At 60.4% G+C, this 24,013-nt stretch carries 21 protein-coding genes and 1 tRNA gene; 8 read left to right on the forward strand and 14 right to left on the reverse strand.

Annotated features, from left to right (window positions below):
* Positions 1 to 17 precede the first annotated feature (17 nt).
* Positions 18 to 647: a hypothetical protein gene (locus ACGLWX_RS00630; RefSeq protein ID WP_252108660.1), complete on the reverse strand. Its 630-nt coding sequence runs from the start codon at positions 645 to 647 to the stop codon at positions 18 to 20.
* 336 nt (positions 648 to 983) lie between these two features.
* Here ACGLWX_RS00630 and ACGLWX_RS00635 point away from each other — a divergent pair, with 336 nt between their 5' ends.
* A complete protein-coding gene (locus ACGLWX_RS00635; RefSeq protein ID WP_252108661.1) occupies positions 984 to 1,367 on the forward strand; it encodes a hypothetical protein in 384 nt (127 codons plus the stop codon).
* 145 nt (positions 1,368 to 1,512) lie between these two features.
* Here ACGLWX_RS00635 and ACGLWX_RS00640 read toward each other — a convergent pair.
* Positions 1,513 to 1,597 (reverse strand) — tRNA-Leu (locus ACGLWX_RS00640).
* Positions 1,598 to 1,676: 79 nt separating this feature from the next.
* Between ACGLWX_RS00640 and ACGLWX_RS00645 the strand changes: the two genes are divergently transcribed.
* The 4 genes from ACGLWX_RS00645 to ACGLWX_RS00660 all read left to right on the forward strand — a co-directional run bounded on the left by ACGLWX_RS00645 (position 1,677) and on the right by ACGLWX_RS00660 (position 5,716).
* Positions 1,677 to 2,396, forward strand: coding sequence for a ComF family protein (locus ACGLWX_RS00645; protein ID WP_396236519.1), 720 nt, complete (start codon positions 1,677 to 1,679; stop codon positions 2,394 to 2,396).
* Positions 2,397 to 2,427: 31 nt separating this feature from the next.
* Positions 2,428 to 3,423, forward strand: a complete 996-nt coding sequence (locus ACGLWX_RS00650) for a serine/threonine protein kinase (protein WP_396236521.1) — start codon at positions 2,428 to 2,430, stop codon at positions 3,421 to 3,423.
* 142 nt (positions 3,424 to 3,565) lie between these two features.
* Complete coding sequence (folE, locus tag ACGLWX_RS00655) at positions 3,566 to 4,117, forward strand: GTP cyclohydrolase I FolE (RefSeq protein WP_252108664.1); 552 nt, start codon at positions 3,566 to 3,568, stop codon at positions 4,115 to 4,117.
* Between the two features lie 138 nt (positions 4,118 to 4,255).
* A complete protein-coding gene (locus ACGLWX_RS00660) occupies positions 4,256 to 5,716 on the forward strand; it encodes an NAD-dependent succinate-semialdehyde dehydrogenase (protein WP_396236523.1) in 1,461 nt (486 codons plus the stop codon).
* A 103-nt stretch (positions 5,717 to 5,819) separates the two neighbouring features.
* Here the strand turns inward: ACGLWX_RS00660 and purH are convergent, their stop codons facing one another.
* The 8 genes from purH to ppa form a co-directional block, all read right to left on the reverse strand.
* Positions 5,820 to 7,400, reverse strand: coding sequence for a bifunctional phosphoribosylaminoimidazolecarboxamide formyltransferase/IMP cyclohydrolase (gene purH, locus ACGLWX_RS00665; protein ID WP_396236525.1), 1,581 nt, complete (start codon positions 7,398 to 7,400; stop codon positions 5,820 to 5,822).
* Positions 7,401 to 7,461: 61 nt separating this feature from the next.
* On the reverse strand, positions 7,462 to 7,776 hold the full coding sequence (gene fis, locus ACGLWX_RS00670) for a DNA-binding transcriptional regulator Fis (protein WP_396236527.1): 315 nt from the start codon (positions 7,774 to 7,776) through the stop codon (positions 7,462 to 7,464).
* Positions 7,773 to 8,813, reverse strand: coding sequence for a tRNA dihydrouridine synthase DusB (gene dusB, locus ACGLWX_RS00675; protein ID WP_396238142.1), 1,041 nt, complete (start codon positions 8,811 to 8,813; stop codon positions 7,773 to 7,775). Before dusB ends, fis begins: the two co-directional genes overlap by 4 nt.
* Before the next feature lie 84 nt (positions 8,814 to 8,897).
* Entirely contained in the window at positions 8,898 to 9,809 is a 912-nt protein-coding gene (prmA, locus tag ACGLWX_RS00680) for a 50S ribosomal protein L11 methyltransferase (protein ID WP_396236529.1), read from the reverse strand.
* An 87-nt stretch (positions 9,810 to 9,896) separates the two neighbouring features.
* On the reverse strand, positions 9,897 to 11,237 hold the full coding sequence (gene accC, locus ACGLWX_RS00685; RefSeq protein ID WP_396236531.1) for an acetyl-CoA carboxylase biotin carboxylase subunit: 1,341 nt from the start codon (positions 11,235 to 11,237) through the stop codon (positions 9,897 to 9,899).
* A 30-nt stretch (positions 11,238 to 11,267) separates the two neighbouring features.
* Positions 11,268 to 11,741 carry an acetyl-CoA carboxylase biotin carboxyl carrier protein gene (gene accB, locus ACGLWX_RS00690; protein WP_396236533.1) on the reverse strand — a complete coding sequence of 158 codons (474 nt, stop codon included), beginning with the start codon at positions 11,739 to 11,741 and terminating at the stop codon, positions 11,268 to 11,270.
* Positions 11,742 to 12,024: 283 nt separating this feature from the next.
* Positions 12,025 to 13,848: a protein-disulfide reductase DsbD gene (dsbD, locus tag ACGLWX_RS00695; protein WP_396236535.1), complete on the reverse strand. Its 1,824-nt coding sequence runs from the start codon at positions 13,846 to 13,848 to the stop codon at positions 12,025 to 12,027.
* A gap of 150 nt (positions 13,849 to 13,998) precedes the next feature.
* Positions 13,999 to 14,529 (reverse strand): inorganic diphosphatase, encoded by a 531-nt coding sequence (ppa, locus tag ACGLWX_RS00700; RefSeq protein WP_396236537.1) that lies wholly within the window; start codon positions 14,527 to 14,529, stop codon positions 13,999 to 14,001.
* Positions 14,530 to 14,878: 349 nt separating this feature from the next.
* On the opposite strand from ppa, the gene ACGLWX_RS00705 reads away from it, so the two are divergent.
* Positions 14,879 to 16,591, forward strand: coding sequence for a protein kinase (locus tag ACGLWX_RS00705; RefSeq protein WP_396236539.1), 1,713 nt, complete (start codon positions 14,879 to 14,881; stop codon positions 16,589 to 16,591).
* 81 nt (positions 16,592 to 16,672) lie between these two features.
* Here ACGLWX_RS00705 and ACGLWX_RS00710 read toward each other — a convergent pair whose 3' ends face one another.
* Entirely contained in the window at positions 16,673 to 17,932 is a 1,260-nt protein-coding gene (locus ACGLWX_RS00710; RefSeq protein WP_252108674.1) for a 6-phosphofructokinase, read from the reverse strand.
* 133 nt (positions 17,933 to 18,065) lie between these two features.
* Complete coding sequence (rnt, locus tag ACGLWX_RS00715; RefSeq protein WP_252108675.1) at positions 18,066 to 18,734, reverse strand: ribonuclease T; 669 nt, start codon at positions 18,732 to 18,734, stop codon at positions 18,066 to 18,068.
* Positions 18,735 to 18,945: 211 nt separating this feature from the next.
* On the opposite strand from rnt, the gene ACGLWX_RS00720 reads away from it, so the two are divergent.
* Both ACGLWX_RS00720 and ACGLWX_RS00725 read left to right on the forward strand, forming a co-directional pair.
* The gene (locus ACGLWX_RS00720) at positions 18,946 to 20,166 is read left to right on the forward strand and encodes an argininosuccinate synthase (RefSeq protein ID WP_396236541.1); all 1,221 of its coding nucleotides are present in this window, start codon (positions 18,946 to 18,948) and stop codon (positions 20,164 to 20,166) included.
* Between the two features lie 99 nt (positions 20,167 to 20,265).
* Positions 20,266 to 20,580, forward strand: a complete 315-nt coding sequence (locus tag ACGLWX_RS00725; RefSeq protein ID WP_396236542.1) for an HlyU family transcriptional regulator — start codon at positions 20,266 to 20,268, stop codon at positions 20,578 to 20,580.
* Positions 20,581 to 20,591: 11 nt separating this feature from the next.
* On the opposite strand, the gene ACGLWX_RS00730 is transcribed toward ACGLWX_RS00725, so the two are convergent.
* Both ACGLWX_RS00730 and ACGLWX_RS00735 read right to left on the reverse strand, forming a co-directional pair.
* Positions 20,592 to 21,812 carry an EAL and HDOD domain-containing protein gene (locus ACGLWX_RS00730; protein ID WP_396236543.1) on the reverse strand — a complete coding sequence of 407 codons (1,221 nt, stop codon included), beginning with the start codon at positions 21,810 to 21,812 and terminating at the stop codon, positions 20,592 to 20,594.
* Between the two features lie 146 nt (positions 21,813 to 21,958).
* Complete coding sequence (locus ACGLWX_RS00735; RefSeq protein ID WP_396236544.1) at positions 21,959 to 23,914, reverse strand: exonuclease domain-containing protein; 1,956 nt, start codon at positions 23,912 to 23,914, stop codon at positions 21,959 to 21,961.
* Between the last annotated feature and the right edge of the window lie 99 nt (positions 23,915 to 24,013).

Below are 24,013 nucleotides of genomic sequence, written 5' to 3' on the forward strand. Positions count from 1 at the left end.
TCATACGCCTGTCAGTCCTATTGGGCCTTGTGCAGTTCGATGTCCTTGGCCCACTGCACGACCTGCTTGCGCGAGCGACGGCTCACTAGGCGCTCGGTGTCGATGCTGGTGGGGACGAGCTGGCGGTTGGGTTCCGCGTTCATGACGAGATCGAAACGGCGTGAGGCGCCAATGGGCAGGTCTTCCGGCCCGTAGATGGCGATCACGCGGATTTCGAGCTGCAGGTTCGACTGCTCGAGAGAGTTTTGGTCAACGTCCCAGTGGTTCTGAATCTGGTTGACGATCGAGCCAAAGCTTTGAAGATGGATGTGATCGCCCGAGTCCAGCGGCCCCTGGTGGGTGCGGTAGCAATCTTCCTCATCGTCATCGCTTTGCTGCTGATACTCGACGATGTCCAGCTTGTACTCGTGGCTGTCGGTATGTAAAACCGCAATAACGTGCTGGATGTAGACCGATTCGGTGCTCATGTTACTGACCAGACACAGCGCCTCCAGCCCAATGCCTTTACCCCGGTTGATAATCACGCGCGGGCGACGCTGGCGAGAGAAGCTGGAGTAGAGTAGCTGGGCGTAAAAAAGCCAGACGAACAGCGTGCAAACGCTAATGGCGACGTTAATGGCAGGCGCGTACTGGTTGAGCCAATCCATGGCTGTATCCTTTTAAGAGCAGTTGATGGGTAGGTAATCTATCCGAGGGGCGATTCAAAGTCATTAATGCATGTGATTCGCTGTTTTCCGGGTACGGCATTGCCCTTATCCTTGCCCTTATGAAAGCGCTAGGGACCTTTCTCGGGAGGCGTTGCTACCATGAGCGCTGGCGGGCGTAGCGCGCCGTTTCAATGATTCAGTGACGCATTTAGAGGTGACATAGTGATACTGAGGTGGGGGCTGGCGGTAGCTCTGATAGCTGTGAGTGGTTCGGCTGTTGGATGGGACGGTGCGCTAGGGCTCGGGAACGGGCTTTCGCAGTTGCAGGTAAGAGCGTTGATCGATCTCGAACACGATCCGGCGCTGGACGAGCAAGGGCCTCCGGCGATCAAACGCTATCACGCGAACGAGGCGCCGAGAGAGGTGCATCCGGCAACCTATCTTTACACGTTCCACGACGATTGGCTGGCCGAGCTGCAGGCGACGTACAAGGGTAAGCACGCGCGCGCCGAGGCAGAAAGAATAAGGGATCTTTACGGACCGCCGGATACGGAGGAGACCATCACGCTGGAGAGCGGTATCGATGCGGACTACTGCGTCTACATGCCTCACAATTTCAACCTGATCCGCATGGCCTACCAAATCGAGCTTACCGAAGTCGACGATGAGAACGGCGAGATGAATTCGCTAGTCGTGGACTACGCATTTTCGCCAGAATAAGGAATCGTTTGGAATTGGATAGCTCGGTAAGACAATCGATAACGCCATCAAGAGTGCGTTAACCAGGTCACAATCTGGTCACACAGGATAATCTAGTGAGTATTGGGATAATGCAGGGAGGGATAAAAAGCTAGGAAAATCAAATTGGTGCGGATGGGGAGACTCGAACTCCCACACCTTACGGCACTAGAACCTAAATCTAGCGTGTCTACCAATTCCACCACATCCGCAGAAGACGAGGCGTATGGTACCAACTTTTTGAGCAGGGTCAATACGCTAGCGCGGGTATTTTAGCCGCGGGAGGTATCAATGGCGTGGACAGGTTGGGTTTTGACCGCCGGTAGCTGGCTGAAGAGGGCGCTGCCGGGCTACTGCGCCTTTTGCCTGTCGCCTCACGCGCGTATCGAGGGCTGGTGCGATGAGTGTTTTGCGCTGTTAAAGCATAACGATGCCGCCTGCCCCCGCTGCAAGGAGCCGCTGGCCTTTTTTGATCATCAGGCAAGCGCCCGGCTTTGCGGCCACTGCCTGAGTTCGCCGCCGTCGTTTACCGCGACCACGGCGGAGTATCTTTACGAAGGGGCGATCAAGGCGCTGGTGCGCGACTTTAAGTTTCAGGCCTCGCCCCGTGCCGGTACGCTTTTGGTCGAGCTGATGCTCGCAAAGCCACCGACGCAAATGGGGCAGGCGCTGTTGCCGGTGCCCATGCACCCCGACCGTGCCCGCGAGCGTGGGTTCAACCAGGCGCACTGGCTGGCCCATGAGCTTTCGCGACGGCTCTCCCTGCCCCTGGCTGGCGCAACCTGCGTCAAGCACTTGCCCTCGCAGCGCACGCTTGGCCGCCGCCAGCGGGTGGCCAACTTGAAGGGGGCGTTTCGACTGTCTGCGGCGGTACCGGCGCACGTGGTCATCATCGACGATGTCGTCACCACTGGCGCAACCGCCCACGAACTCGCGCGGCTAGCGCTTGACCACGGCGCCGAGCGTGTCGACCTCTGGGCGCCGGCGCGGACGCCGCTGGGCAACAGCTGATAGACTCGGCGTTTTGTTCAGGAGCTCATCCATGGTCGACGCTATGGCCAATGCCACGCCCCATGACTTTAGCACGCTTTCCCCGGACGTCGTCATGTCCGCGGTGGAATCCGTCGGTTTCTACCCGGCCGCCGAGCCCTTCGCGCTCAACAGCTACGAAAACCGCGTGCTGATGTTTCAGGACGACGACCGAGCGCGCTGGGTGGTAAAGTTTTACCGCCCGGCGCGCTGGTCAAGCGCCGCAATCCAGGAGGAGCATGACTTTCTCATCGAGCTTGACCAGGCCCGCGTGCCGGTAAGCGCCCCTTGGCGCGATGGTGAAGGGCAGTCGCTTTTCGTATATCAGGGGCTGCGCTTTGCCCTGTTTCGCCAGTGCGCCGGGCAGGCGCCGGAGCTCGACAATCCGGCGCATCTGTTTGCGCTCGGCGAGGCGCTGGGTGCGCTTCACCAGCAGGGCGCCCAACGCGCTTTCGAGCACCGCCACACCTTCGACTTTAACGCCGACATCAAGGACGCCGAGGCGCGGGTTCTGGCAAGCGGCCGTCTCAATCATCAGCAGCGCCGGGCCTACTCCAGCGCGGTCGATAAAACCCTGGCGGCGCTTGCGCGCTTCTACTGGTCCAGCGCTTCCTTGATTCGCACCCACGGCGACTGCCATTTGGGCAACGTACTCGGACGCGATGAGCACTTCACGCTGGTGGATTTCGACGACGCCATGATGGCCCCGGCGATTCAGGACGTCTGGATGCTTCTGCCCGAGGACGAACAGGAGTGGCAGGCAATGCTAAGCGAGGTCGTCGAAGGCTACGAGCAGAGCCGACCCTTTCCGAGCGAGCAGTTAACGCTCATCGAGCCGCTGCGCGCCTACCGGCTGATTCGCTATACGGCCTGGCTCGTGTCGCGCTGGAGCGACCCGGCCTTTCCCCGCGCCTTTCCTTGGGTAGGCGATGGTGGCTACTGGGACCAACACATTCGCCAGCTCGAGCAGCAGCTTCTACAGCTCGAACAGCCGCGCTGGCTGGCCTAGCGTTTTGTCGGGATGTGGATGTTTCACCACGCTTTTTGAACGGCGTTACTCTGCCTTCCCCGCGCCGGGTAGGGTAAAATACGCCCAGCACACTGCTCTTCTATTCACTGCTGTTTGAAAGCCAGGTTGAACGAGGCTCATCATGACCGATGACATTGCAAAGAACTATCGCGACATCATTACCGCGCTGGGCGAGAACCCGGACCGGGAAGGACTGCGCGATACCCCGACCCGTGCCGCCAAGGCGATGCAGTTTCTCAATGCGGGTTATAAAACGTCATTGGACGAAATCATCAACAACGCCGTTTTCGAGTCGCAAACCGACGAAATGGTGCTGGTGAAAGATATCGAGCTCTACTCGATGTGCGAACACCACCTTTTGCCGTTCATCGGCAAGTGCCACATTGCTTACTTGCCGGATGGCAAAGTGCTGGGGCTTTCCAAGTTCGCGCGTATCGTCGACATGTACGCAAGGCGCATGCAGATCCAGGAGAACCTGACCCGCGAGATCGCCGAAACGGTGCAGGCAGTGACCGGCGCCAAGGGCGTAGGCGTGGTGATCGAGGCGCGCCATCTGTGCATGATGATGCGCGGCGTCGAAAAGCAGAACTCCAGCATGACCACCTCGGTCATGCTCGGGCGCTTTAGAAGCAGCCAGGCCACGCGGCAGGAGTTTTTGACCTTGGTCAATTGAGACGCTTTAACCTGGCCTAAAAATGCGCGATAGGTCCGGTAAACATTTGGTCAAACGCGTCGATTCGTCCTAGCATGACATGTTTAGCACGATAGAGAGTTTGGCTAATAGCGACCACCTTTCGGTCAGGAGTATGTCATGGAAGCGCTCAAGGAAACCGAACTGTACTGCCCCTTTGCCTATATCGACGGCAGCTGGGTCGCCGCGGACAGCGGCGAGCAGATCAACGTCATCAACCCGGCGACCGGCGAAAGCATGGGCGACATGCCGCGCCTGGGCCGGGCGGAAACCGAGCGCGCGATCGACGCCGCCGATCGCGCGCTGCCCGCTTGGAGGGCAATGACCGCCCAGGAGCGTTCGGATCTGTTGTTCAAATGGTTCGATCTCATCATGGAGCATCAGCACGATCTGGCCGTTTTGATGACTCATGAGCAGGGCAAGCCGGTCAAGGAAGCCGAAGGCGAGATCGCTTACGCGGCGAGCTTCATTCGCTGGTTCGCCGAAGAGGCGCGGCGCATCTACGGCGAAACCATTCCGGCGACGAGCGCCAGCCAGCGCATCGTGGTAACCAAACAGCCGGTCGGTGTGGTCGGCGCGATTACCCCCTGGAATTTCCCCGCCGCCATGATTACCCGCAAGGCGGGGGCGGCGCTGGCCGCCGGTTGTACCATCGTGGTCAAGCCCGCCAGCCAAACGCCGTTTTCCGCCACTGCGCTTGCGCTTCTGGCCGAGCGCGCGGGCATTCCCCGCGGCGTATTCAACGTGGTGCCGGGTAGCGCCAGCGAGATCGCCGCGGCGCTGACCGAGTCACCCAAGGTGCGCAAGATCACCTTCACCGGCTCTACCGAAGTGGGCCGCGACCTGATGGCAAAAGCCTCTCAGCACATTCAGAAAGTTTCACTGGAGCTTGGAGGTAATGCGCCGTTCATCGTGTTCGAGGATGCGGACCTAGACGCCGCCGTCGAAGGCGCCATGGCGGCCAAGTTTCGCAACGCCGGCCAAACCTGCGTCTGTACCAACCGTTTTCTGGTGCAGTCCAGCGTCATCAACGCCTTTTGTGAAAAGCTCGCCGCGGCGATGAACAGCGAACTGCACGTGGGTGATGGCACAAAACCCGGTATCAACATCGGCCCGATGATCGATGATAACGCGGTCAAGAAAGTGAGCGAGCACGTTCAGGACGCGGTGGACAAGGGTGGCGAGCTGCTGCTCGGCGGCCAGCCGCATCCGCTCGGTGGCAACTTCTTCACCCCGACGCTGATCAGCTTCGCCAACGACTCGATGAAAGTGGCCCGTGAAGAGACGTTCGGCCCGCTGGCGGCGGTCTTTCCTTTCGATGATGAAGAGACCGCCATCGAAATGGCCAACGATACCCAGTACGGGCTCGCCTCCTACTTCTATTCAAAGGACTTGGCGCGGGTTTGGCGGGTCGCCGAGGCGCTGGAGTACGGCATGGTCGGTATCAATACCGGCTTGATCTCCAACGCGGCGGCACCGTTTGGCGGCGTGAAGGCGTCGGGCCTGGGCCGAGAGGGTGGTCACCAGGGTTTGGAGGAGTATCTGGAAACCAAGTACCTGTGTATCGATCTGGGAAGCTGATGGTCGCTTGATTCTTTCGATGAAAAAAAGCCCGGGCATTCGCCCGGGCTTTTTTTGATTTAGCGGTATCGCGCGCGGCGATCTCGCTAAGCTCTTCGCCGCGTTAGTGGCGGAAATGGCGCATGCCGGTGAAGACCATTGCGATGTCGGCCTCATCGGCGGCGTCGATCACTTCCTGGTCGCGCATGGAGCCGCCGGGCTGGATCACGGCGGTGATACCGGCCTTCGCCGCAGCGTCGATGCCGTCGCGGAAGGGGAAGAAGGCATCAGACGCCATGACCGAGCCGGGCACCGAAAGGCCTTCGTCTTCGGCCTTGATGCCGGCGATCTTCGCCGAGTAAACGCGGCTCATTTGGCCGGCGCCCACGCCGATGGTCTGGCCACTTTTGGCATAGACGATGGCGTTGGACTTGACGAACTTCGCCACCCGCCAGGCGAAGAGCAGGTCACTGAGCTCCTGCTCGGTGGGGGCGCGCTTGCTCACCACGGTCAGCTCGTCGCGGGTGACGCTGCCCTGGTCGAGCTCTTGCACCAGCAGGCCGCCGTTAACGCGTTTGTAATCCAGCGCTGCGCTTTGGGTGGCTCCCGTCAGCGGTGCGACTTCCAAAAGCCGCACGTTCTTTTTCGCCGCGACGATCTCGGCCGCTTCATCGCTGATGTTTGGTGCGATGATCACCTCGACGAACTGGCGGTCGACGATCGCTTTCGCCGTATCGGCGTCGAGCGCCACGTTGAAGGCGATGATGCCGCCAAAGGCGCTGGTCGGGTCGGTGGCGAACGCCTTGTCGTAGGCCTCGAGCGCGGTGGCGCCCGTGGCCACGCCGCAGGGGTTGGCGTGTTTGACGATCACGCACGCCGTTTCGTCGAACACTTTCACGGCTTCGAAGGCGGCGTCGGTGTCCGCCACGTTGTTGTAGGAGAGCGGCTTGCCCTGGCGAATCACGGCGGTGGCCACGCTCGGCTCGGTGACCTCGGGGTCGATGTAGAACGCCGCCTGCTGATGCGGGTTCTCGCCGTAGCGCATGTCCTGCTTCTTCTTGAGCTGCAGGTTGAAGGTGCGGGCGAAAGTTGCGTCGCTGTCGCTGACCTTGCGACCCAGGTAGTTGGCGATGGCGCCGTCGTAGCTGGCGGTATGCTCGAAGGCCTTGACCGCCAGGTCGAAGCGAGTGGCATCGCTCACCGCGCCGTTTTGGGATGCCATCTCACCGAGTACGCGGGCGTAGTCGTTGGCATTGACGACGATGGTGGTGTAGGCGTGGTTCTTGGCGCAGGCGCGCACCATGGTCGGCCCACCGATGTCGATATTCTCGATAGCGTCCTCGAGAGTGCAGTCGTCGCGGGCGACGGTCGCGGCGAAGGGGTAAAGATTCACCACCACCATGTCGATCGGGTCGATGTCGTTTTCCGCCATCACCGCATCGTCCTGGCCGCGGCGGGCCAAGATGCCGCCGTGGATTTTCGGATGCAGGGTCTTGACGCGGCCGTCCATGATTTCGGGAAAGCCCGTATGCTCGGAAACTTCCTGAACCTCGACGCCGTTTTCCTGCAAAAGACGGAAGGTGCCGCCGGTGGAGAGCAGGGCAACGCCTTGCTCGACCAGGCCTTTGGCAAAGTCGACGATGCCGGTTTTATCGGAAACGCTGAGAAGGGCGCGGCGAACGGGGGTGGGAGTGCTATCTGCCATTGGGGTGCTCATGGAAGTCAGGGGTGAAAAGAGTCAGGAATTAAAAACGACGACGCCCCACTCAAGGGGCGTCACTTTCAATAAGACCGTACTGTTTGAGTTTTTTGCGCAGCGTACCGCGGTTAAGACCCAGTACATCGGCGGCGCGGGTCTGGTTGCCGTCGGTGTGATCCATCACGCAGGCCAAAAGCGGCGCCTCTACTTCGGCCATCACCATGGCGTACAGATCGGATGCCTGACTGCCATCGAGATGCTCGAAGTAACGGCGCATCGCGCTCTCCACGGCTTCTCTGAGCGGTTGAGGCGGCTCCTGAGCGCCTGAAGGCGGATGGCCAAGCGGGGTCAATTCGCTGTTCATCAAGAAACGTTCGTTCATGCAGCATGGCTTCCTTTAGCGAGCAGGTGCGCCGCGGCGTCTGGCGTCATTGCTTTGTCGATCCATTCAAACTGTGCCTTTGGCGTACCGAGCGCGTTGAATTGTTGTTTTAGGGTCTTGCGTTGGGCGCTATCAAAGCGCGTGTCCTCATCGAGGTACCAGCCAAGGTGTTTGCGCGCGATGCGAACGCCCATGGTGTCGCCATAGAAGGCGTGCAGGGCTTTGACATGCTCGTCGAGAACGTTACGCCGCGTGGCAAGCGAGGGCGCCTCGAGCCGTTCGCCGTGCGCCAGGAAGTGATTGATCTGTTCGAAAATCCACGGGTTACCCTGGGCGGCGCGGCCGACCATCAGCGCGTCTGCGCCGGTGTGGCGCAAAACGAACGCCGCTTTCTCTGGCGAGGTGATATCGCCGTTGGCGATCACGGGAATCGACAGTTTTGATTTGACCTCGGCGATGGTGTCGTACTCGGCCAATCCAGTATAGCGCTGTTCGCGGTGGCGACCATGGATCGCCAGCGCCCGAATGCCGCTGGATTCGGCAAGCCGTGCAACGGCCAGCGCGTTGTTAGAGTCGGCGCACCAGCCGGTGCGAATCTTGAGCGTCACGGGAATGTCCACCGCGCCGACCACGGCCGCGAGAATCTCCGCCACCAGCGCCTCGTCACGCATCAGCGCCGAGCCCGCCGCCTTGTTGCACACTTTCTTGGCTGGACACCCCATGTTGATATCGATCACCTGGGCGCCGAGCTCGGCATTGAGCCTGGCGGCGTTGGCGAGCATCGCGGCGTCACCGCCGGCGATCTGCACCACGCGAGGTGAGGGCTCGCCCTGGTGATCCATACGCAGGCGCGATTTACGGGTGTTCCAAAGCGAAGGGTCGGCGGTGACCATCTCGCCCACGACCCAGCCCGCGCCAAGGCGTCGGCAGAGCCTGCGAAACGGGCGGTCAGTCACGCCGGCCATGGGCGCCAGCATGACCGGGCTTTGCAGCTGATAGTCGCCGATGGTCAAAAGCGTTGAAGAAGGTCGCGTCATGGTGTTGGTATCGAGCAAGCGTTAGGCGCATTAAAGGGGCGTATGATACGCCGCAGCGCCGCGAGGGTGAAGGCCATGCGGCAATTAACCCGGGCGCTTGCCGGTCAGGCGCACCCAGCCTTCCCTAAGCGCCGGCTCGTCAATCACGATGCCTTCGGCCTCGTAGGCTTTCACCACGTCATCGGCCTGGTTGGCCAGGATGCCGGAGAGGGCGATGCGCCCGCCGGGCGCCACGTAGCCCGCAATGGTAGGAGCGAGCTCGACCAGGGGGCCGGCCAGAATGTTGGCGGTCACCACGGGGTAGCCTTCGCCTTCGAGCTGCTCCGGGTAGTAAAGCGAGAGCCTTTGCTCGGCGATGGCATTGCGCTCGGCGTTTTCACGGCTGGCCTGAAGCGCCTGGGGGTCAATGTCGGTGCCGTCGGCGCGAGCGGCGCCGAGCTTGAGCGCGGCGATGGCGAGAATCCCCGAACCGCAGCCGACATCGAGCACGGTTTTGTCATCGAGTTGGCCCTCGACGGCCAGGCCATCGAGCCACTCGAGGCACAGCGCGGTGGTGGCGTGCGTGCCGGTGCCGAAGGCCAGGCCTGGGTCGAGAATCAGGTTGACCGCGGTGGGCTCTGGCGGCTCGTGCCAGCTTGGTACGATCCAGAGCCTCTCGCCCATTTTGAGCGGCGAGAAGTCGTCCATCCACTCGCGCTCCCAGTCACGATCGGCCAGCAGCTCGTAGTCGATGGCGGGGCACGCCTCGCCGGGCATCTGCTCCGCCCAGGCCGCCTCGATACGAACTAGCATCGCATCGACCCCTTCGAGATCGTCGTAAAGGCCGGTCAGGATGGTCACCTGCCAAAGCGGGGTGGTGCCGCGGTCGGGTTCGAACACCGGATCGTCCTCGGCGTCCTGAAGGCCGATGGCCGTGGCGCCTTCTTCCAGCAAAAGCTCTTCGAGCAGTTCTGCCTGCTCCGGGGCAACGTGGGCGCGAAGCTGTAGCCAGGGCATGGCACTCTCCGAAAATGAGGGTCGAATTTGAGTCGGGAGAAACGATAACGGGGTGGCCAGGCCACCCCGTTTCAAGCACGCGCCGTATTAGCTGCCGAGCTTTTTCTCGAGGTAGTGAATATTGACGCCGCCCTGGCGGAAGTAGCTATCGCGCACCAGGTCTTTTTGCAGGTCGATATTGGTCTTGATGCCTTCCACCAGCAGCTCGTCGAGGGCGTTGCGCATGCGCGTCAAAGCGGTCTCGCGGCTCGCGCCCCAGGTGATCAGCTTGCCGATCAGCGAATCGTAATGCGGCGGTACGCTATAGCCGGTGTACATGTGCGAGTCCATGCGCACGCCAAGCCCGCCCGGCGCGTGGAACAGCGTCACCTTGCCCGGCGAGGGCATGAAGGTGCGCGCGTCTTCGGCGTTGATCCGGCACTCAAACGCGTGGCCGTTGATCTGCACGTCATCCTGGCTAATCGACAGCGGAAGCCCGGAGGCAATGCGCAGCTGCTCCTTGACGATGTCGACGCCGGTGACCATTTCGGTGACCGGGTGCTCGACCTGAACGCGGGTGTTCATCTCGATGAAGAAGAACTCGCCGTCTTCGTAGAGAAACTCGAAGGTACCGGCGCCGCGGTAGCCTATCTCGATGCAGGCGTCACGACACGACTGCAGCACTTTGGCCCGCGCCTCGGGGTCGATGCCCGGTGCCGGGGCCTCTTCCAGTACCTTCTGGTGGCGGCGCTGAAGCGAGCAGTCACGATCATAAAGGTGAATGGCGTTGCCCTGACCATCGGCCAGTACCTGGACTTCCACGTGGCGCGGCTTTTCGAGGAACTTCTCCATGTACACCGTGCCGTCGCCGAACGCGGCGCTGGCTTCGGTGCGCGTCACGGTGATGGCCGAGAGCAGGTGCCCTTCGGTGTGCACCACGCGCATACCGCGACCACCGCCGCCGGCGGCGGCCTTGATGATCACCGGGTAGCCGATACGCTTGGCGGTGGCCAGGTTCGCGGCGTTGTCGTCACCCAGCGGGCCGTCGGAGCCGGGGACGGTCGGCACACCAGCGGCTTTCATCGACTCGATGGCGCTGACCTTGTCGCCCATCAGGCGGATGGTCTCGGCGCGGGGGCCAATGAAGGTGAAACCGGAGCGCTCGACCTGTTCGGCAAAATTGGCGTTTTCGGACAAAAAGCCGTAGCCGGGGTGTATGGCGCTCGAATCGGTGACCTCGGCGGCGCTGATCAGCGCCGGAATGTTGAGGTAGGACTGCGCCGACGGCGCTGGCCCGATGCAGACCGCTTCGTCGGCCAGACGCACGTGCATCAGATCCCGATCGGCTTTGGAGTGCACCGCAACGGTCTTGATCCCTAGCTCTTTACAGGCGCGAAGAATGCGCAGGGCAATCTCGCCGCGATTCGCGATAAGTACCTTGTCCAGCATGGGAGAATCCACCCGTATTGAAATGAAAGATTAAGCGAGAACGATCATGGGCTGATCGAATTCCACCGGCTCGCCGTCTTCCACCAGGATGGCCTCTACCACGCCGTCGCGATCGGCTTCGATCTGGTTCATCATTTTCATGGCTTCAACGATGCACACCGTGTCGCCCTGTTTGACGGTATCGCCCACCTCGACGAAGGATTTCGCACCCGGCGCCGGGCTACGGTAGAAGGTGCCGACCATGGGCGAGTTGACCGCTTCGCCGCGGTAGGTTTTGGCCGGCGCCTCTGCGCCAGCGTCAACGCCTGACGCGGGAGCGGCGGGGGCCGGCGCGGGCTGTGCGTGGTTCGGGTAGCCGTACTGAGGCATCGGCTGGGGCTGCCAGCTGGCGCCGTCCGGATGGCGGCTAATGCGCACCGACTCTTCCCCTTCCTGAATCTCGATCTCGCTGATGTTGGATTCTTCGAGCAGTTCGATCAGCTTTTTAACCTTGCGAATATCCATTGCTGGGCCCCGGTAGTGTTGAACAGTTAATAAATCCGCCCCGGCACGCCGTCAAAGGGCGCGCCGAAGGGCGCAGTAAACCAAACGATAAAATGAACGAAAAGCGACACGTTAACGAACGTTACAGGCCTTTATGCCTTAAAACCGCCGCTAATGCTATTGGGAGCGGAGTTTGCCGAAAAACGCCGACATTGTCCAGCGTAGGGCCCTCGATGGGCGTCGACTGCCCGCACCCAAAATTACTACTGCTTATAACGGCGTCATCAAGGCAAAACGATTTGCATCAGGCGCTCGGTGTCGCTTTCAAGGAGCGCTTGAGCGAAGAAAGGTGGTCGGCAAGCGCTTTGGCATCGACTTCACCTTGAATACGCGCTTGACGAATTTCGCGGTCACCGTCGAAAAACAGAAGGCTCGGCGGCCCGAACAAATCGAAGGCCTCCAAGGCGGCGCGGGTTTGGGGCGTCGTCTGCGTGACGTCGACCTCGATCAGCGCCATGCCCTCGAGGGCGTCGATTACTCGCGGGTCGGGGTAGACGTCGCGCTCCATCAGCTTGCAGGAGATGCACCAGTCGGCGGTAAAGTGAACGAAGGCGAGTCGTTCGTCGCTTCGCGCCAGCGCCTCATTAAGCCCATCGAGGCCCTCGACGGTCTCGAAGGCGCGCGCCTCGTCGCGTTGATCGATCGAGAACGACGAGGTCGCAAGATTTAACGGACGTAGCGGGTCGTCACCGCCGGCAGCGGCACCTAGCACCAGCGCGCCACCCCAAACCAGCAGCATCAGCCCGAGGGTTTGGCGCGCCCGGGCCCAGCCGTCGGTGGCGCGGGCCAGTGCTCCGAGCGTCAGCGCGGTGGCGATGGCCAGCGCCGCCCATAGCAGCAGCGCCAGGGGCGGGGCGATCAAGCGCTCGACCATCCAGATGGCCACGCCAAACAGCAATAGCCCAAACGTGGTCTTGACCCCGTTCATCCAGGGCCCGGAGCGCGGCAGCAGCGTCGTGCCTAAGGTGCCGACCAGCAGCAGCGGCAGCCCCATGCCGAGCCCGAGCGCGAACAGTACCGCCGCGCCCATCAGCGCGTCACCGGTACTCGAAATGAACACCAGCGCCCCGGCCAGCGGCGCGGTCACGCATGGTGACACCACCAGCACCGAAAGCGCGCCGGCAAGCGCAAGCCCCATCGGCCCGCTTTGCTGGGCGCGCGCTTGCCAGCGTTCGACCCGGCTGGCGAGTTTGGGGGAAAGGCTCAGGTTGAACGCGCCCAGCATGGCAACCGCGAACAGGGTGAAAAGAGCGGCAAAGCCGATCAGTACCGGCGGCGACTGAAGCCGGGCCTGTAGATTGAGCCCGGCACCGAAAAGCCCCATCAATACGCCGACGAGCGCGTAGGTCGTCGCCATGCCCAGCACGTAACTTAGCGAGAGCACAAACGCCCGCGGCCGGGTCGGATGTTGGCCGACGATGATCGACGAGAGAATCGGCAGCATCGGCAGCACGCAGGGCGTGAAGGTCAGCCCGATGCCGGCCAAAAGGAAAAGGCCGAGCGCCAGCGGCAGGCTCGCCTCAGTGATCAGCGCGCTAAAGCGCCCGTCCTCGCTTTGCACCGCCCTAAAATCCGCTGGCGCATCGACAGAAGCGGCGGTGTCGCCGGCATTAAGGGCATTGGCAAAGGCGGGGGGCGCGGTGGTTTGCGCTGCCTCGAGCGTGATCTGCTCCGGCGGATAGCAGAGCCCGGCATCGGCGCAGCCCTGAAAGCGAAACTCGAGCGAAATCGGCCCGTCGTGCGTCTCGACCAGCGGCGCTTGAAACACCAGCTGATCCCGAAACACCTGGGCTTCGCCCATGAACTCGTCGGTGTGCGCTTCGCCCTGGGGGATCTCAAGCGATTCGAGTCCGGCGCCTTCAAGGCCGAGCTGATGGCGGTAGAGATAGTAGCCGTCGGCGATGTCGACGCCGACGTAAACCCTTTCGCCATCGTGCCAGGCCTGGCTTTCAAAGGCCTCGAGTACCGGAAGAAAATCGGACTGACCGCTGCTGGAAAAAAACTGCGCCTGCGCGCCCAGGGGGATGATTAGCAGGGCAAGACAAAGTAAGCGTTTGATCGATAACACGGCGGCTTCCTGAAAACGTACCCGGCCAGGATAGCAGACCGGAGACGGTGAGCGTAGCGACTGCGGTGACATGACGCGCCGATCAACGGCGGCGCTCCAACGTAAGAAGCCGCCCTAAGGCGGCTTCTTTCACGGTGGGCCAACGAGTCGTTACGCTTTCTCGTAAGCGGCCACGGATTTTTCGATCGCCTTGCGCGCGGCCTCGACACCTTCCCAGGATTCAACCTTGACCCACTTGCCTTTTTCGAGATCCTTGTAGTTTTCGAAAAAGTGGGCGATCTGCTGGCGAAGCAGTTCCGGAAGGTCAGTGACTTCCTGTACGTCGTCGTAAAGCGTGCTCAGTTTGGGGTGCGGCACGCAGACGAGCTTGGCGTCTTCACCGGCTTCGTCGGTCATGTTCAGGATGCCGACGGGGCGCGCGCGAATGATGCTACCCGGTGCGACCGGGTGCGGTGTGACGACCAGCGCGTCCAGGGGGTCGCCGTCGTCAGCCAGGGTGTGCGGAATGAAGCCGTAGTTGGCCGGATAAAACATCGGCGTTGCCATGAAACGGTCAACCAGCAGCGCGCCCATATCCTTGTCGATTTCGTACTTGATCGGCGCGTGGTTAGCTGGAATTTCGATCGCAACATAAATATCGTTGGGCAGATCCTTTCCAGCGGGAATGTGGTCGAAGTTCATTTTCAATCCTTGGCTTTTAACGTGCGTGATTTAAGCGGTGGTTTGGGTGATGGTTTAAGCGATTGATGTCTTGCGTAATTGCGACGAATTATACGAACAAGCGCCACTGATTACCAATTCAACGATGCTCGAGCGCCAAATTTCAAGCCTCCTTGAAGGCGCTGGTGCCTTTACCAGGGCGGAGCGGTCGTTTGGCGATACCGACCATCGGCGGGGCATCGCTACCAACGCGCAGCGTGTATGATAGCGAACTTCGATGGAGCGCTCGGGGACGCGCCCGGTGCATTGGACGCGACGCCTTTTGTCGACGTACCTTAGTGACGTAGCACGTAAGGCCAAGGAGAATACAGTGGGGCACGCTCAGTTACTGATCAGCTACGGCCAGGCCTTCGTCGCCCCGGACCGGCGAAAGCACAGAAGCTCCATGTCCGTGAGCGTACCCGATATCCCCTTGCTCAATCTCAAGGGCGCCTGCGCGGTGATTAGCGATTCGCTGTCGCGCAACACCATGGCCAAACAGGCCGGCGACCTGAGCGTGCGTGGCTTCATGGCCGACTACTATTCCACCCCCGAGCACTGGGACATCAAGACCTCGGCCACCCGGGTGATGCTGGCGCTCAATAGCTGGTGCTACAGCCAGAGCCAGCACGTCAAGGAGGGCAGCTTCGTCTCCTCTATGTCGGCAATGATCTTCAGAGGCGGCGAAGCCAATCTCTTTCATATGGGCGATACGCTGGTGTTTCGCCTGCGCGGCGCTGAATTCGAGCAGCTCACCCGCGACCATGTCACCGACGTGGGCGGCTATCGCTATCCTTCTCGGGCGCTGGGCATGGATGGCAGCCTCGACATCGATTACAGCCTGATCAACCTCAAGCAGGGCGACTTTTTCGTCTTCACCACGCAAGGCGTTCGCGGCACGCTCATGCCCTCGGACTACGTTCGCTTGATCCGCGAAAACGCTAGCGACCTGGACGCCGCCTGCGAGCGGTTGGCAAGCGAGGCCAAGCAGCGCGCCCAGGAGCGCGGCTACGGCGGCGACCAGTTCTGCTTTCAGATACTGCGCATCGACGAGCTGCCGGAAGAGACCGAGGACGACCCGGCGCTGATCTACGGCGATCTGCCCATTCCGCCAGAGCTTTCCCCGGGCCAGCGCCTCGACGGGCTGGAAGTGGAGCGCGTTTTATCGCGCAACGCCCAATCCCGCGTCTACCAGGTGCGCGACGTCCACTCCCAGCGCCAGATGGTGATGAAAGCCCCCAGTCCCGAGCTTTCGCTGCGAAACGCCTATCTCGAGCACTTTCTGCTTCAGCAGTGGGTCGTGGAGCGGGTCAATTCGCCCTTCGTGGTGCGGGTGATCGAGCCATCAAGACCCAGGCGCTACCTTTACTATCTGATGGCGTTCGTCGAAAGCGAAACGCTCAGAGAGTGGGCGGACCGCCACCCCCAAGCGAGTCTGAAGCAGCGCCTGGACATCGCCAACCAACTTGGTAAGGCGGTGCAGGCGCTGCACCATCGCGACATCATTCATCAGCAAATTTCGCCGGACAACGTGCTGATCGATACCCACGGCAAGGTAGTGCTGGCGGACTTTAGCGCCTGCCACATGCGCGACATGGAAGGCCACCGTAATTCCGGCGAGCTGTTGCGCCAGGTGGGCTTTACCGAGCATACCGCCCCCGAGTATGCGCTTGGCGACAGCGTTGGAAGGCGAAGCGATCAGTACTCGCTGGCCTCCACCGTTTACTGGCTGTTAACCGGCACGCTGCCCTACACGCTGACCCCGGACCGGCTTAGAAGCCACACCGACCTTGAGTCGCTTGCCTATAAAAGCGCGCGCAGCGCAAACCCGGAGATCACTCCGGCGCTGGACGACGCGCTGCGCCGGGCACTGGACCCGCAGCGGGCGCTACGCTTTCGTAAAATGTCGGAACTTCTGTACGCGCTTCGCGTACCGCTGGGCCGCGTGGCCCACGTCGAAATGCGAAGCGAGCCCCGGCGCTTTTGGCAGGGCGTGGCGGGTATTTTGCTGCTGTTACTCGTGCTCTCCTGGCTTTTACGCTAGCGATTAGCGAACACAAAAAAGCGGGGCGATGGTATCATCGCCCCGCTTTTTTATTAGCCGTTACGGGCTATTCGATTGCGCTCAGAGGGTAAAGGTGGGCAGCTTTTGCTCGACCTTGGCAAGCTTGAGTTTGGCGACCTTAGGCAGGCCGTTCTCGAAAGGCGGGAAGTCCTCGCCCTGGATCAGCGGCGAGAGATAGTCGCGGCAGGTCTGGGTGATGGCGAAGCCGTTGTCCGAGATGAAGTCCCGCGGCATGAACTTCTCCTGGTTGGCGATTTGCGACAGCGGCGCCGAGATCACATCCCACTGGTAAGGCGTTTGCGAGATACGGCGAATGGCCGGCATCATCGAGTTCTTGCCCGCCAGCGCCAGGCTCACGGCTTCCCGGCCCACGGCGTAGGCCTGCTCGACGTCGGTTTTGGAGGCCAAGTGACGCGCGGCGCGCTGCAGATAATCCGCGACCGCCCAGTGGTACTTGTAGCCCAGATCCTGCTTCACCATACCGGCGAGCGTAGGCGCCACGCCGCCGAGCTGACGGTGGCCGAAGGCGTCGGTGTTGCCGGCGTCCGCCAGGAAGGTGCCGTCTTCGTAGCGCGCACCTTCCGAGACCACGATTACGCAGTAGCCGTACTTCTTAACGCTCTCGTCGACCCGCGCCATGACGGCCTTACGATCGAAGGCGATCTCCGGAAAGATCACCAGATGCGGCGGCTCGCCTTCACCTTCACCGGCGAGCCCGCCGGCGGCGGCGATCCAGCCCGCGTGACGGCCCATCACTTCCAGCACGAACACCTTGGTCGAGGTGGCGCACATCGAGGCGATATCCAGCGACGCCTCGCGAGTCGAGGTGGCGATATACTTGGCCACGCTGCCAAAGCCCGGGCTGTTGTCGGTGATCGGCAGATCGTTGTCCACGGTTTTCGGCACGTGGATGGCGGTGAGCGGGTAGCCGAGCTTTTCCGAAAGCTGCGAGACTTTCAGGCAGGTGTCGGCACTGTCGCCGCCGCCGTTGTAGAAGAAGTAGCGGATATCGTGCGCTTTGAATACCTCGATCAGGCGCTCGTATTGGGCGCGGTGCGTCTCGATATCCTTGAGCTTGTAGCGACACGAGCCGAACGCACCGCCAGGCGTGTGTCTGAGTGCGGCGATGGCGTCGTCGCTCTCTTGGGTGACATCGATCAGATCTTCGGTCAGCGCGCCGATGATGCCGTTGTGACCGGCGTAGACCTTGCCAATCTGGTCGGGCGCCTGGCGGCAGGCTTCGATCACGCCGCAGGCGCTTGCGTTGATGACGGCGGTGACGCCACCGGACTGGGCGTAGAAGGCGTTGTGCTGAGCCATGGAAACCTTTTAACTCCTGATCAAAAGAGAGCGTGGCCGGTCGTGTGAGTCCGGCCGGTCGCATCGTAAACGGCGGGATTTTAGCGTAAAGCGCTCAGTACTGCATCAGACCCAGGTATGGTTGGGCGAGTGCTTACTCTGGTGTATCCAGGTCCTGCTCCTGCTGGGCCAGGCGCCAGCCGCCCAAATCCTTATAGCGATTGACCATGGTGCAAAAGAGCTCGGCGGTGCGTTCGGTGTCGTAGCGCGCCGAGTGCGCCGCCTTGTTATCGAATTCGATGCCCGCTGCGCGGCAGGCCCGGGCCAGCACCGTTTGTCCGTAAACGAAGCCCGCAAGCGTTGCGGTATCGAAGCTCGAAAAAGGGTGAAAGGGGCTTCTTTTGACGTTGCAGCGAGCGGAAGCGGCGTTTAAAAAGCCGTGGTCGAAGGCGGCGTTATGCCCGACCAAAATGGCGCGAGAGCAGTTGTGCGCCTTGACCGATTTGCGGATCGGCTTGAAAATTTCGCCGAGCGCGTCAGCCTCGGAGAGCGCGATCTGTTTTCTGAGCGGGTCGTCCAGGTTGATACCGGTAAAATCAAGCGCGGACTGCTCGACGTTGGCACCTTCAAAAGGCTGGATGTGATACGAGTAAGTATCATCGGGCAGCAGATTGCCATCGGAGTCCATCGTCAGGGTCACCGCGGCGATTTCGAGCAGCGCATCTTGCTGGGCGTTGAAGCCGCCCGTTTCCAAATCGATGACGACCGGTAGGTAACTGCGAAAACGCTGGGCCATCAGGTCGCGGGCTATTGCCTCGCTCATGCAGCTCTCCTTAAAAGCGAGTAGTCGGTAAAGAAGTCGTCGGTCGGGGATAGCGAAGGCGTTCGCTAACAGTGCCCTGATTCTAGCAGCTTTAGCCCAGCGGCGTCGTTGACGGTGTTCCCGGCTCTTTGAGAGCGCTATACTCTTGGTTTAACTCATTCGATAAAGCCCGATGTCAAAAGCGGGCTTTGCTAACCCCAAGGAGTCAAGAATGTCCGATGTCAAAAAGGTTGTGCTGGCGTATTCAGGCGGCCTGGACACATCCGTAATCGTCAAATGGTTGCAAGAGACCTATAACTGTGAGGTCGTGACCTTCACAGCCGACATCGGCCAGGGTGAGGAAGTCGAGCCGGCGCGCGCCAAAGCGCAGGCTCTCGGCGTGAAAGAGATCTACATCGAAGATCTGCGCGAAGAGTTCGTGCGCGATTTCGTCTACCCGATGTTCCGCGCCAACACCATCTACGAAGGCGAGTATCTGCTCGGCACTTCCATTGCCCGCCCCTTGATCGCCAAGCGACTGATCGAGATCGCCAACGAAACCGGCGCCGATGCGATTTCCCACGGTGCGACCGGTAAGGGCAACGACCAGGTACGCTTCGAACTCGGCGGCTATGCGCTGAAGCCCGGTGTCAAGGTCATCGCGCCCTGGCGCGAGTGGAACCTCACCTCGCGCGAAAAGCTGATGGCCTACTGCGAAGAGCACAATATCCCGGTCGACTTCTCCAACAAGAAGAAGAAATCGCCGTACTCGATGGACGCCAACCTGCTGCACATCTCCTACGAGGGTGGGATTCTGGAAGACCCCTGGGCGGAAGCCGAAGAAGATATGTGGCGTTGGAGCGTCTCGCCGGAAGAGGCGCCCGAGACGCCGACCTACATCGAGCTGACCTTCGAGAAGGGCGATATCGTCGCGATCGACAATGAGCCCCTCAAGCCCCACGAAGTGCTCGAGAAACTCAACAAGCTCGGCGGCGACAACGGCATCGGCCGACTCGATATCGTCGAGAACCGTTACGTCGGTATGAAGTCCCGCGGCTGCTACGAAACTCCCGGCGGCACCATCATGCTGCGCGCTCACCGTGCCATCGAGTCGCTCACACTCGACCGCGAAGAGGCGCACCTGAAAGATCAGCTGATGCCGAAGTACGCCGAAGTGATCTACAACGGCTACTGGTGGAGCCCGGAGCGGCGCATGCTGCAGGCCGCCATCGACGAAACGCAGGGCAACGTCTCTGGCGTCGTGCGCATGAAGCTCTATAAGGGCAACGCCACCGTAGTGGGCCGCAAGTCCGAGCAGTCGCTGTTCGACGAGTCGATCGCGACCTTCGAGGATGACGCCGGCGCTTACGACCAAAAAGACGCCGAAGGCTTCATCAAGCTCAACGCGCTGCGCCTGCGCATCGCCGCTGGCAAGGGCCGCAAACAGAGCTGAGCCGCCTCTTGATGCACGCTTAACGTTTGTGAAAACGGCCAGTCTGACTGGCCGTTTTCATGCAAAACGGGTGTCAGTCAATCGATTTTGGAGAGCGTCATGTTCAAAAAACTTCTATCGGCGTTGATGGGCGGAAGCGAGAAGCCTGCCTCCGCTTCCCAGGCTTCTGAGCCGGTGATCTATCGCGACTACGCGATCGTCTCCACGCCGGACGCCCAGAGCGGGCAGTACCGGGTCAGCGGTACTATCAGTAAAACCATCGGCGATAGCCAAACGCGCGAGCACCGCTTCGAGCGCTCTGACATGTTGCCGTCGCGCCAGGCCTGCGACGAGATGATGGTCACCAAGGCCAAGCGCTATATCGATGAGGTGGGCGACGCCATGTTCGAGCCGGACCCGCGAGACAAAAGCTGATGGGCCGAGTACTAACGCTGTCGGTATAAAACAAGCGTATTATCGATCAGCGATCGCGCGCGCGCGGCGGCGCTGAGTATCAATGAATCCGGCAGACCCTCTAGTTTATTACCACTTTCGGCTGATTCGACATCGTTGAGCATCGCGCCGAAATTGCCTTCTCGCGTGATCAGGGTGTGCCAAAAGCTGGCGCCGAGATTGAGCTCTTTCATCAACGTATCCAGATCGATATTCAAAATTACCGGCATGTGCGATAGAAGCCCGAGAATGAAACCCTCTTCATCATCCATGTACCTGCTTCTCGCCACCTGTTCGCAGGCCAACGCTTTGGTCAATCCCTTGATAAGATTGAGCTTGTTAGCCGGGCTATTATTGGCAAAAAGAATGATCGTCACCATCGTTCTAAGCTCGTTGATCCCCAGAAGCTGAATACAATCACTCAGCTTGTAAGAGGGCTTTGCAAGCGCGCTCCAAACCGAGTTGGCGCGCCTCAATACGGCTTCCACCAGGTAAGGGTCCTGGGCGACCAAAGACTTGATCTCCCGCATATTGATTTCAGGCTTGTAGAGCTTGGCAATCAGACGAAGCAAGTTGGCCTTTGGCGACGAGCGGCGAACGTAACGAGTTTTTTGAGCGGTTGGCCGCTCGTAAAAATAGCCCTGAAAAAGCGTCACTCCCAAGGCCTTGAAATGCTCGAACTCCTCACGTGTTTCCACGCGCTCTGCCAGTAGCGTCAGCTTTCGCTGTTGAAGGGACTTGACCATGTCAGTGGTGATATCGGACGAGATATCGAGCTTGACGATATCGCAGTAGTCCAGCAGCGATTCGTGATCTTCCTGTGTTTGAAAATCGTCGATGGCCAAGGTGTAGCCTTGCGCTTTTAGCCGCTCCAGCGCCTTCTTGACCTCCGCGGTTGGGCGCGTTGATTCGAGAATTTCCAGTACGACCTGATTGGCAGGCAATGCGTGCAAGTCGGGATTGAGAAGCCACTGCTCCGAGACGTTGACGAACAGCTTGCGCGTGCCGCAAAGCTTGTTTAATCCAATTTCGTAGATTGCGACGGAGCAGGCGCGGGCGGTTGCCTTGACGTCGTCATCGACGCTGGCCGTGCTGGCATCAAAGTGGCCGCGATAAAGCAGCTCATCTGCGACGTGGCGAAGCTGACCATCAACGATAGGTTGCAGGGCAATCGTATAGTTTTTACTAGCCTCCGCGAGCGTGTCACTGTTCATTCAATGAGTGCATTCCGAGTTTGCAGGGGGTTAGAGCGTCAGATTAATTTATATCAATCTGGTGATAGCCACATCGCTGTGCTTGGAAAAAATAATGACCGCTCTAGTGTAAAGGGCTTATGCCTAAAACGACAGGTGATGTGCACCTACAAACTGCCATCACGGCGATCCAGAGCGGTTGCCTGAAAGGCAAGCAGCTTGCCAAGTGTAAGGATGTTGCGCGCCTTGAGACGCGGCAACATCGATAGCCACAGTTCGGCGGTTAGCTGGGCATCCCCCAGAGCGGTGTGGCGAGCCTCCGGCGGAATCGATAGTTCATAGCGTTTTGCCTGAGAATCGAGGTCGTGGCCGGGCAGTGCACTGTCCAGTCCTTTGGATATCAGCAGGGTATCCAGTACCGGGTGAGTCAAGTTCTCTCCTGCCATGCTCAGTGCTAGCAAATCGAACGAGGCGTTATGAGCCAAAAGCACAGCTTCGCGCGCGTAGGTTTGAAATTCTTCAAGCACTACGCTTGCGGCGGGGGCGTCGTGCACGTCCTCATCACGAATGCCGTGAATGGCGGTACTCGCGTCGGGGATAGCGCGTTTTGGGTTGACGTAGCGCTCGAACACGTCGCTTGCCAGCAGTCGGTTATTGACGATGCGGCAGGCGCCAATACTCAAAAGCGTATCGGCGCCGCGAAGGTCGAGCCCGGTGGTTTCGGTATCGAAGGCAACGATAGCCAGTTGATCCAGCGCGCGATCAGCCAAGGGCATGCTGGGCGGCGCCAAGTGGGCGATCTCGAAGTCATGAAACTCGGGGCGAGAGGCGATATCGGTGTTCGGAGCGCTTTGGCGCGTCGAGCTTTTAAGCGATACGCAAAGGCGCGCGTGAACGCCGTCCGGGTCTCCCTCACTCCAAAGCTCACTTCCATGAAGACGAAGAATATCGCCCACCGTGGGCGAAAGCGGAAGTGAGTCGATCACAGTGCTTCGCCACTGATTCAGTCGAGTCTCTTCGATGGCGGCCCCTTGCCAGATGAACGCGAGCCAAGCGCCTTGCTCTTTGCGAATCAGCGAGCCCTCGAAGCGACACTTGGGCAGTTGGCCGTGTAGCTGGGTCACCAGTAAATCGAAAAGCGCGATCAGCGACGGCACGTGGCCCTTGAACCAGCCCGGTACGCCAATCGGCGTGATCAGTTTGAGCGACGGGTTTAGCTGTTCATCCAGGGTATGCCAGAAAGCGTTGGACCAGATCGAGCTCAGGCGCTCATTGACCAGCTCACTATGGTGCCAAAGCTCCTTGAGCGTAGACAGTGACGATGCCGGCACGGTTTGCTCGAGCGAATCGAGCGCCAGCGTTAGGCTTTTTTTAACGCCCAGTTCGTTTTGCCAGACGCGCGTAACGTCCTTGAGTGTCACCAGAATCTTGCAAGGTGTGCCGGAAAGCCGGGTCAGGCTGACCGATATCGTCCGCTCGAAAGCGCTTGTCAGGACGTCGCGCGCGAAGGTGTCGTCCGCCTCAATTGCTGCAACTAACGCATCGAAACGCGCCGCCAGTACCGGGTCGGGCAGAAGGTTCTTGAGCTCTTTACCCAGGCCCAAATTAAACGGTGAGGGGAAAAACGCGCTGGCCGTCGAGTTGAAAAGTAGTAACCTGCCATGCTGATCGAAAAGCAATACGGGCGTAGCCAAACGCTGGACTAGACCTTCCAACTCCTGGCGGATGCGCGCGGCTTCTCGCGCTCCCTCTCGGTGGGCGGCCTCAAAGCGTTCGCGGTCGTCTCTCCAGCGCTTGGCAATCTGACGAAGGTCCGGGCCCAGACTTTCGAGCCAGCCGCCCGGGGCGTCGATGGGTTTGTTTGGGTGGGCGATCAGCTTACCCAGCTCGGCATGCAGCGTACGCAGCGGTTTGAAAAGATAGTGCTCGAGCAGATACCCAACCGCCAAAAGCGTTGCGCCACCTGATAGCGCGCAAAGCCACATCAAGAGCTTGGCAGCAGGCGCCAGCGCCAGCTGACTTTCGAGCCACGCGGCGAACATGGCGCCGCCTGCAAGGCTTACGCCTCCCAGTAACAGCCAGAGGCCTACGAGCCATTGCGGTGTGGGCAGGCCTTTACGCATGGCGCTTACTCCTTTAAAGGCCAAACGCCCGGCTACGGGGTAAAGCCGTAACCGGCGTGGGCAACGTCATGCCTTTTGAATGATTCGATGTACTGAATT

This window comes from Halomonas sp. HMF6819 (assembly GCF_044335525.1).
Lineage (GTDB): Bacteria > Pseudomonadota > Gammaproteobacteria > Pseudomonadales > Halomonadaceae > Vreelandella.

What these genes read in the sequence shown, in the direction of transcription:
- ACGLWX_RS00630 (WP_252108660.1), bottom strand. Translation starts at nt 647, where the DNA reads ATGGATTGGCTCAACCAGTACGCGCCTGCCATTAACGTCGCCATTAGC.
- ACGLWX_RS00645 (WP_396236519.1), top strand. Translation starts at nt 1,677, where the DNA reads ATGGCGTGGACAGGTTGGGTTTTGACCGCCGGTAGCTGGCTGAAGAGG.
- ACGLWX_RS00650 (WP_396236521.1), top strand. Translation starts at nt 2,428, where the DNA reads ATGGTCGACGCTATGGCCAATGCCACGCCCCATGACTTTAGCACGCTT.
- folE (WP_252108664.1), top strand. Translation starts at nt 3,566, where the DNA reads ATGACCGATGACATTGCAAAGAACTATCGCGACATCATTACCGCGCTG.
- ACGLWX_RS00660 (WP_396236523.1), top strand. Translation starts at nt 4,256, where the DNA reads ATGGAAGCGCTCAAGGAAACCGAACTGTACTGCCCCTTTGCCTATATC.
- purH (WP_396236525.1), bottom strand. Translation starts at nt 7,400, where the DNA reads ATGGCAGATAGCACTCCCACCCCCGTTCGCCGCGCCCTTCTCAGCGTT.
- fis (WP_396236527.1), bottom strand. Translation starts at nt 7,776, where the DNA reads ATGAACGAACGTTTCTTGATGAACAGCGAATTGACCCCGCTTGGCCAT.
- dusB (WP_396238142.1), bottom strand. Translation starts at nt 8,813, where the DNA reads ATGACGCGACCTTCTTCAACGCTTTTGACCATCGGCGACTATCAGCTG.
- prmA (WP_396236529.1), bottom strand. Translation starts at nt 9,809, where the DNA reads ATGCCCTGGCTACAGCTTCGCGCCCACGTTGCCCCGGAGCAGGCAGAA.
- accC (WP_396236531.1), bottom strand. Translation starts at nt 11,237, where the DNA reads ATGCTGGACAAGGTACTTATCGCGAATCGCGGCGAGATTGCCCTGCGC.
- accB (WP_396236533.1), bottom strand. Translation starts at nt 11,741, where the DNA reads ATGGATATTCGCAAGGTTAAAAAGCTGATCGAACTGCTCGAAGAATCC.
- ppa (WP_396236537.1), bottom strand. Translation starts at nt 14,529, where the DNA reads ATGAACTTCGACCACATTCCCGCTGGAAAGGATCTGCCCAACGATATT.
- ACGLWX_RS00710 (WP_252108674.1), bottom strand. Translation starts at nt 17,932, where the DNA reads ATGGCTCAGCACAACGCCTTCTACGCCCAGTCCGGTGGCGTCACCGCC.
- rnt (WP_252108675.1), bottom strand. Translation starts at nt 18,734, where the DNA reads ATGAGCGAGGCAATAGCCCGCGACCTGATGGCCCAGCGTTTTCGCAGT.
- ACGLWX_RS00720 (WP_396236541.1), top strand. Translation starts at nt 18,946, where the DNA reads ATGTCCGATGTCAAAAAGGTTGTGCTGGCGTATTCAGGCGGCCTGGAC.
- ACGLWX_RS00725 (WP_396236542.1), top strand. Translation starts at nt 20,266, where the DNA reads ATGTTCAAAAAACTTCTATCGGCGTTGATGGGCGGAAGCGAGAAGCCT.
- ACGLWX_RS00730 (WP_396236543.1), bottom strand. Translation starts at nt 21,812, where the DNA reads ATGAACAGTGACACGCTCGCGGAGGCTAGTAAAAACTATACGATTGCC.
- ACGLWX_RS00735 (WP_396236544.1), bottom strand. Translation starts at nt 23,914, where the DNA reads ATGCGTAAAGGCCTGCCCACACCGCAATGGCTCGTAGGCCTCTGGCTG.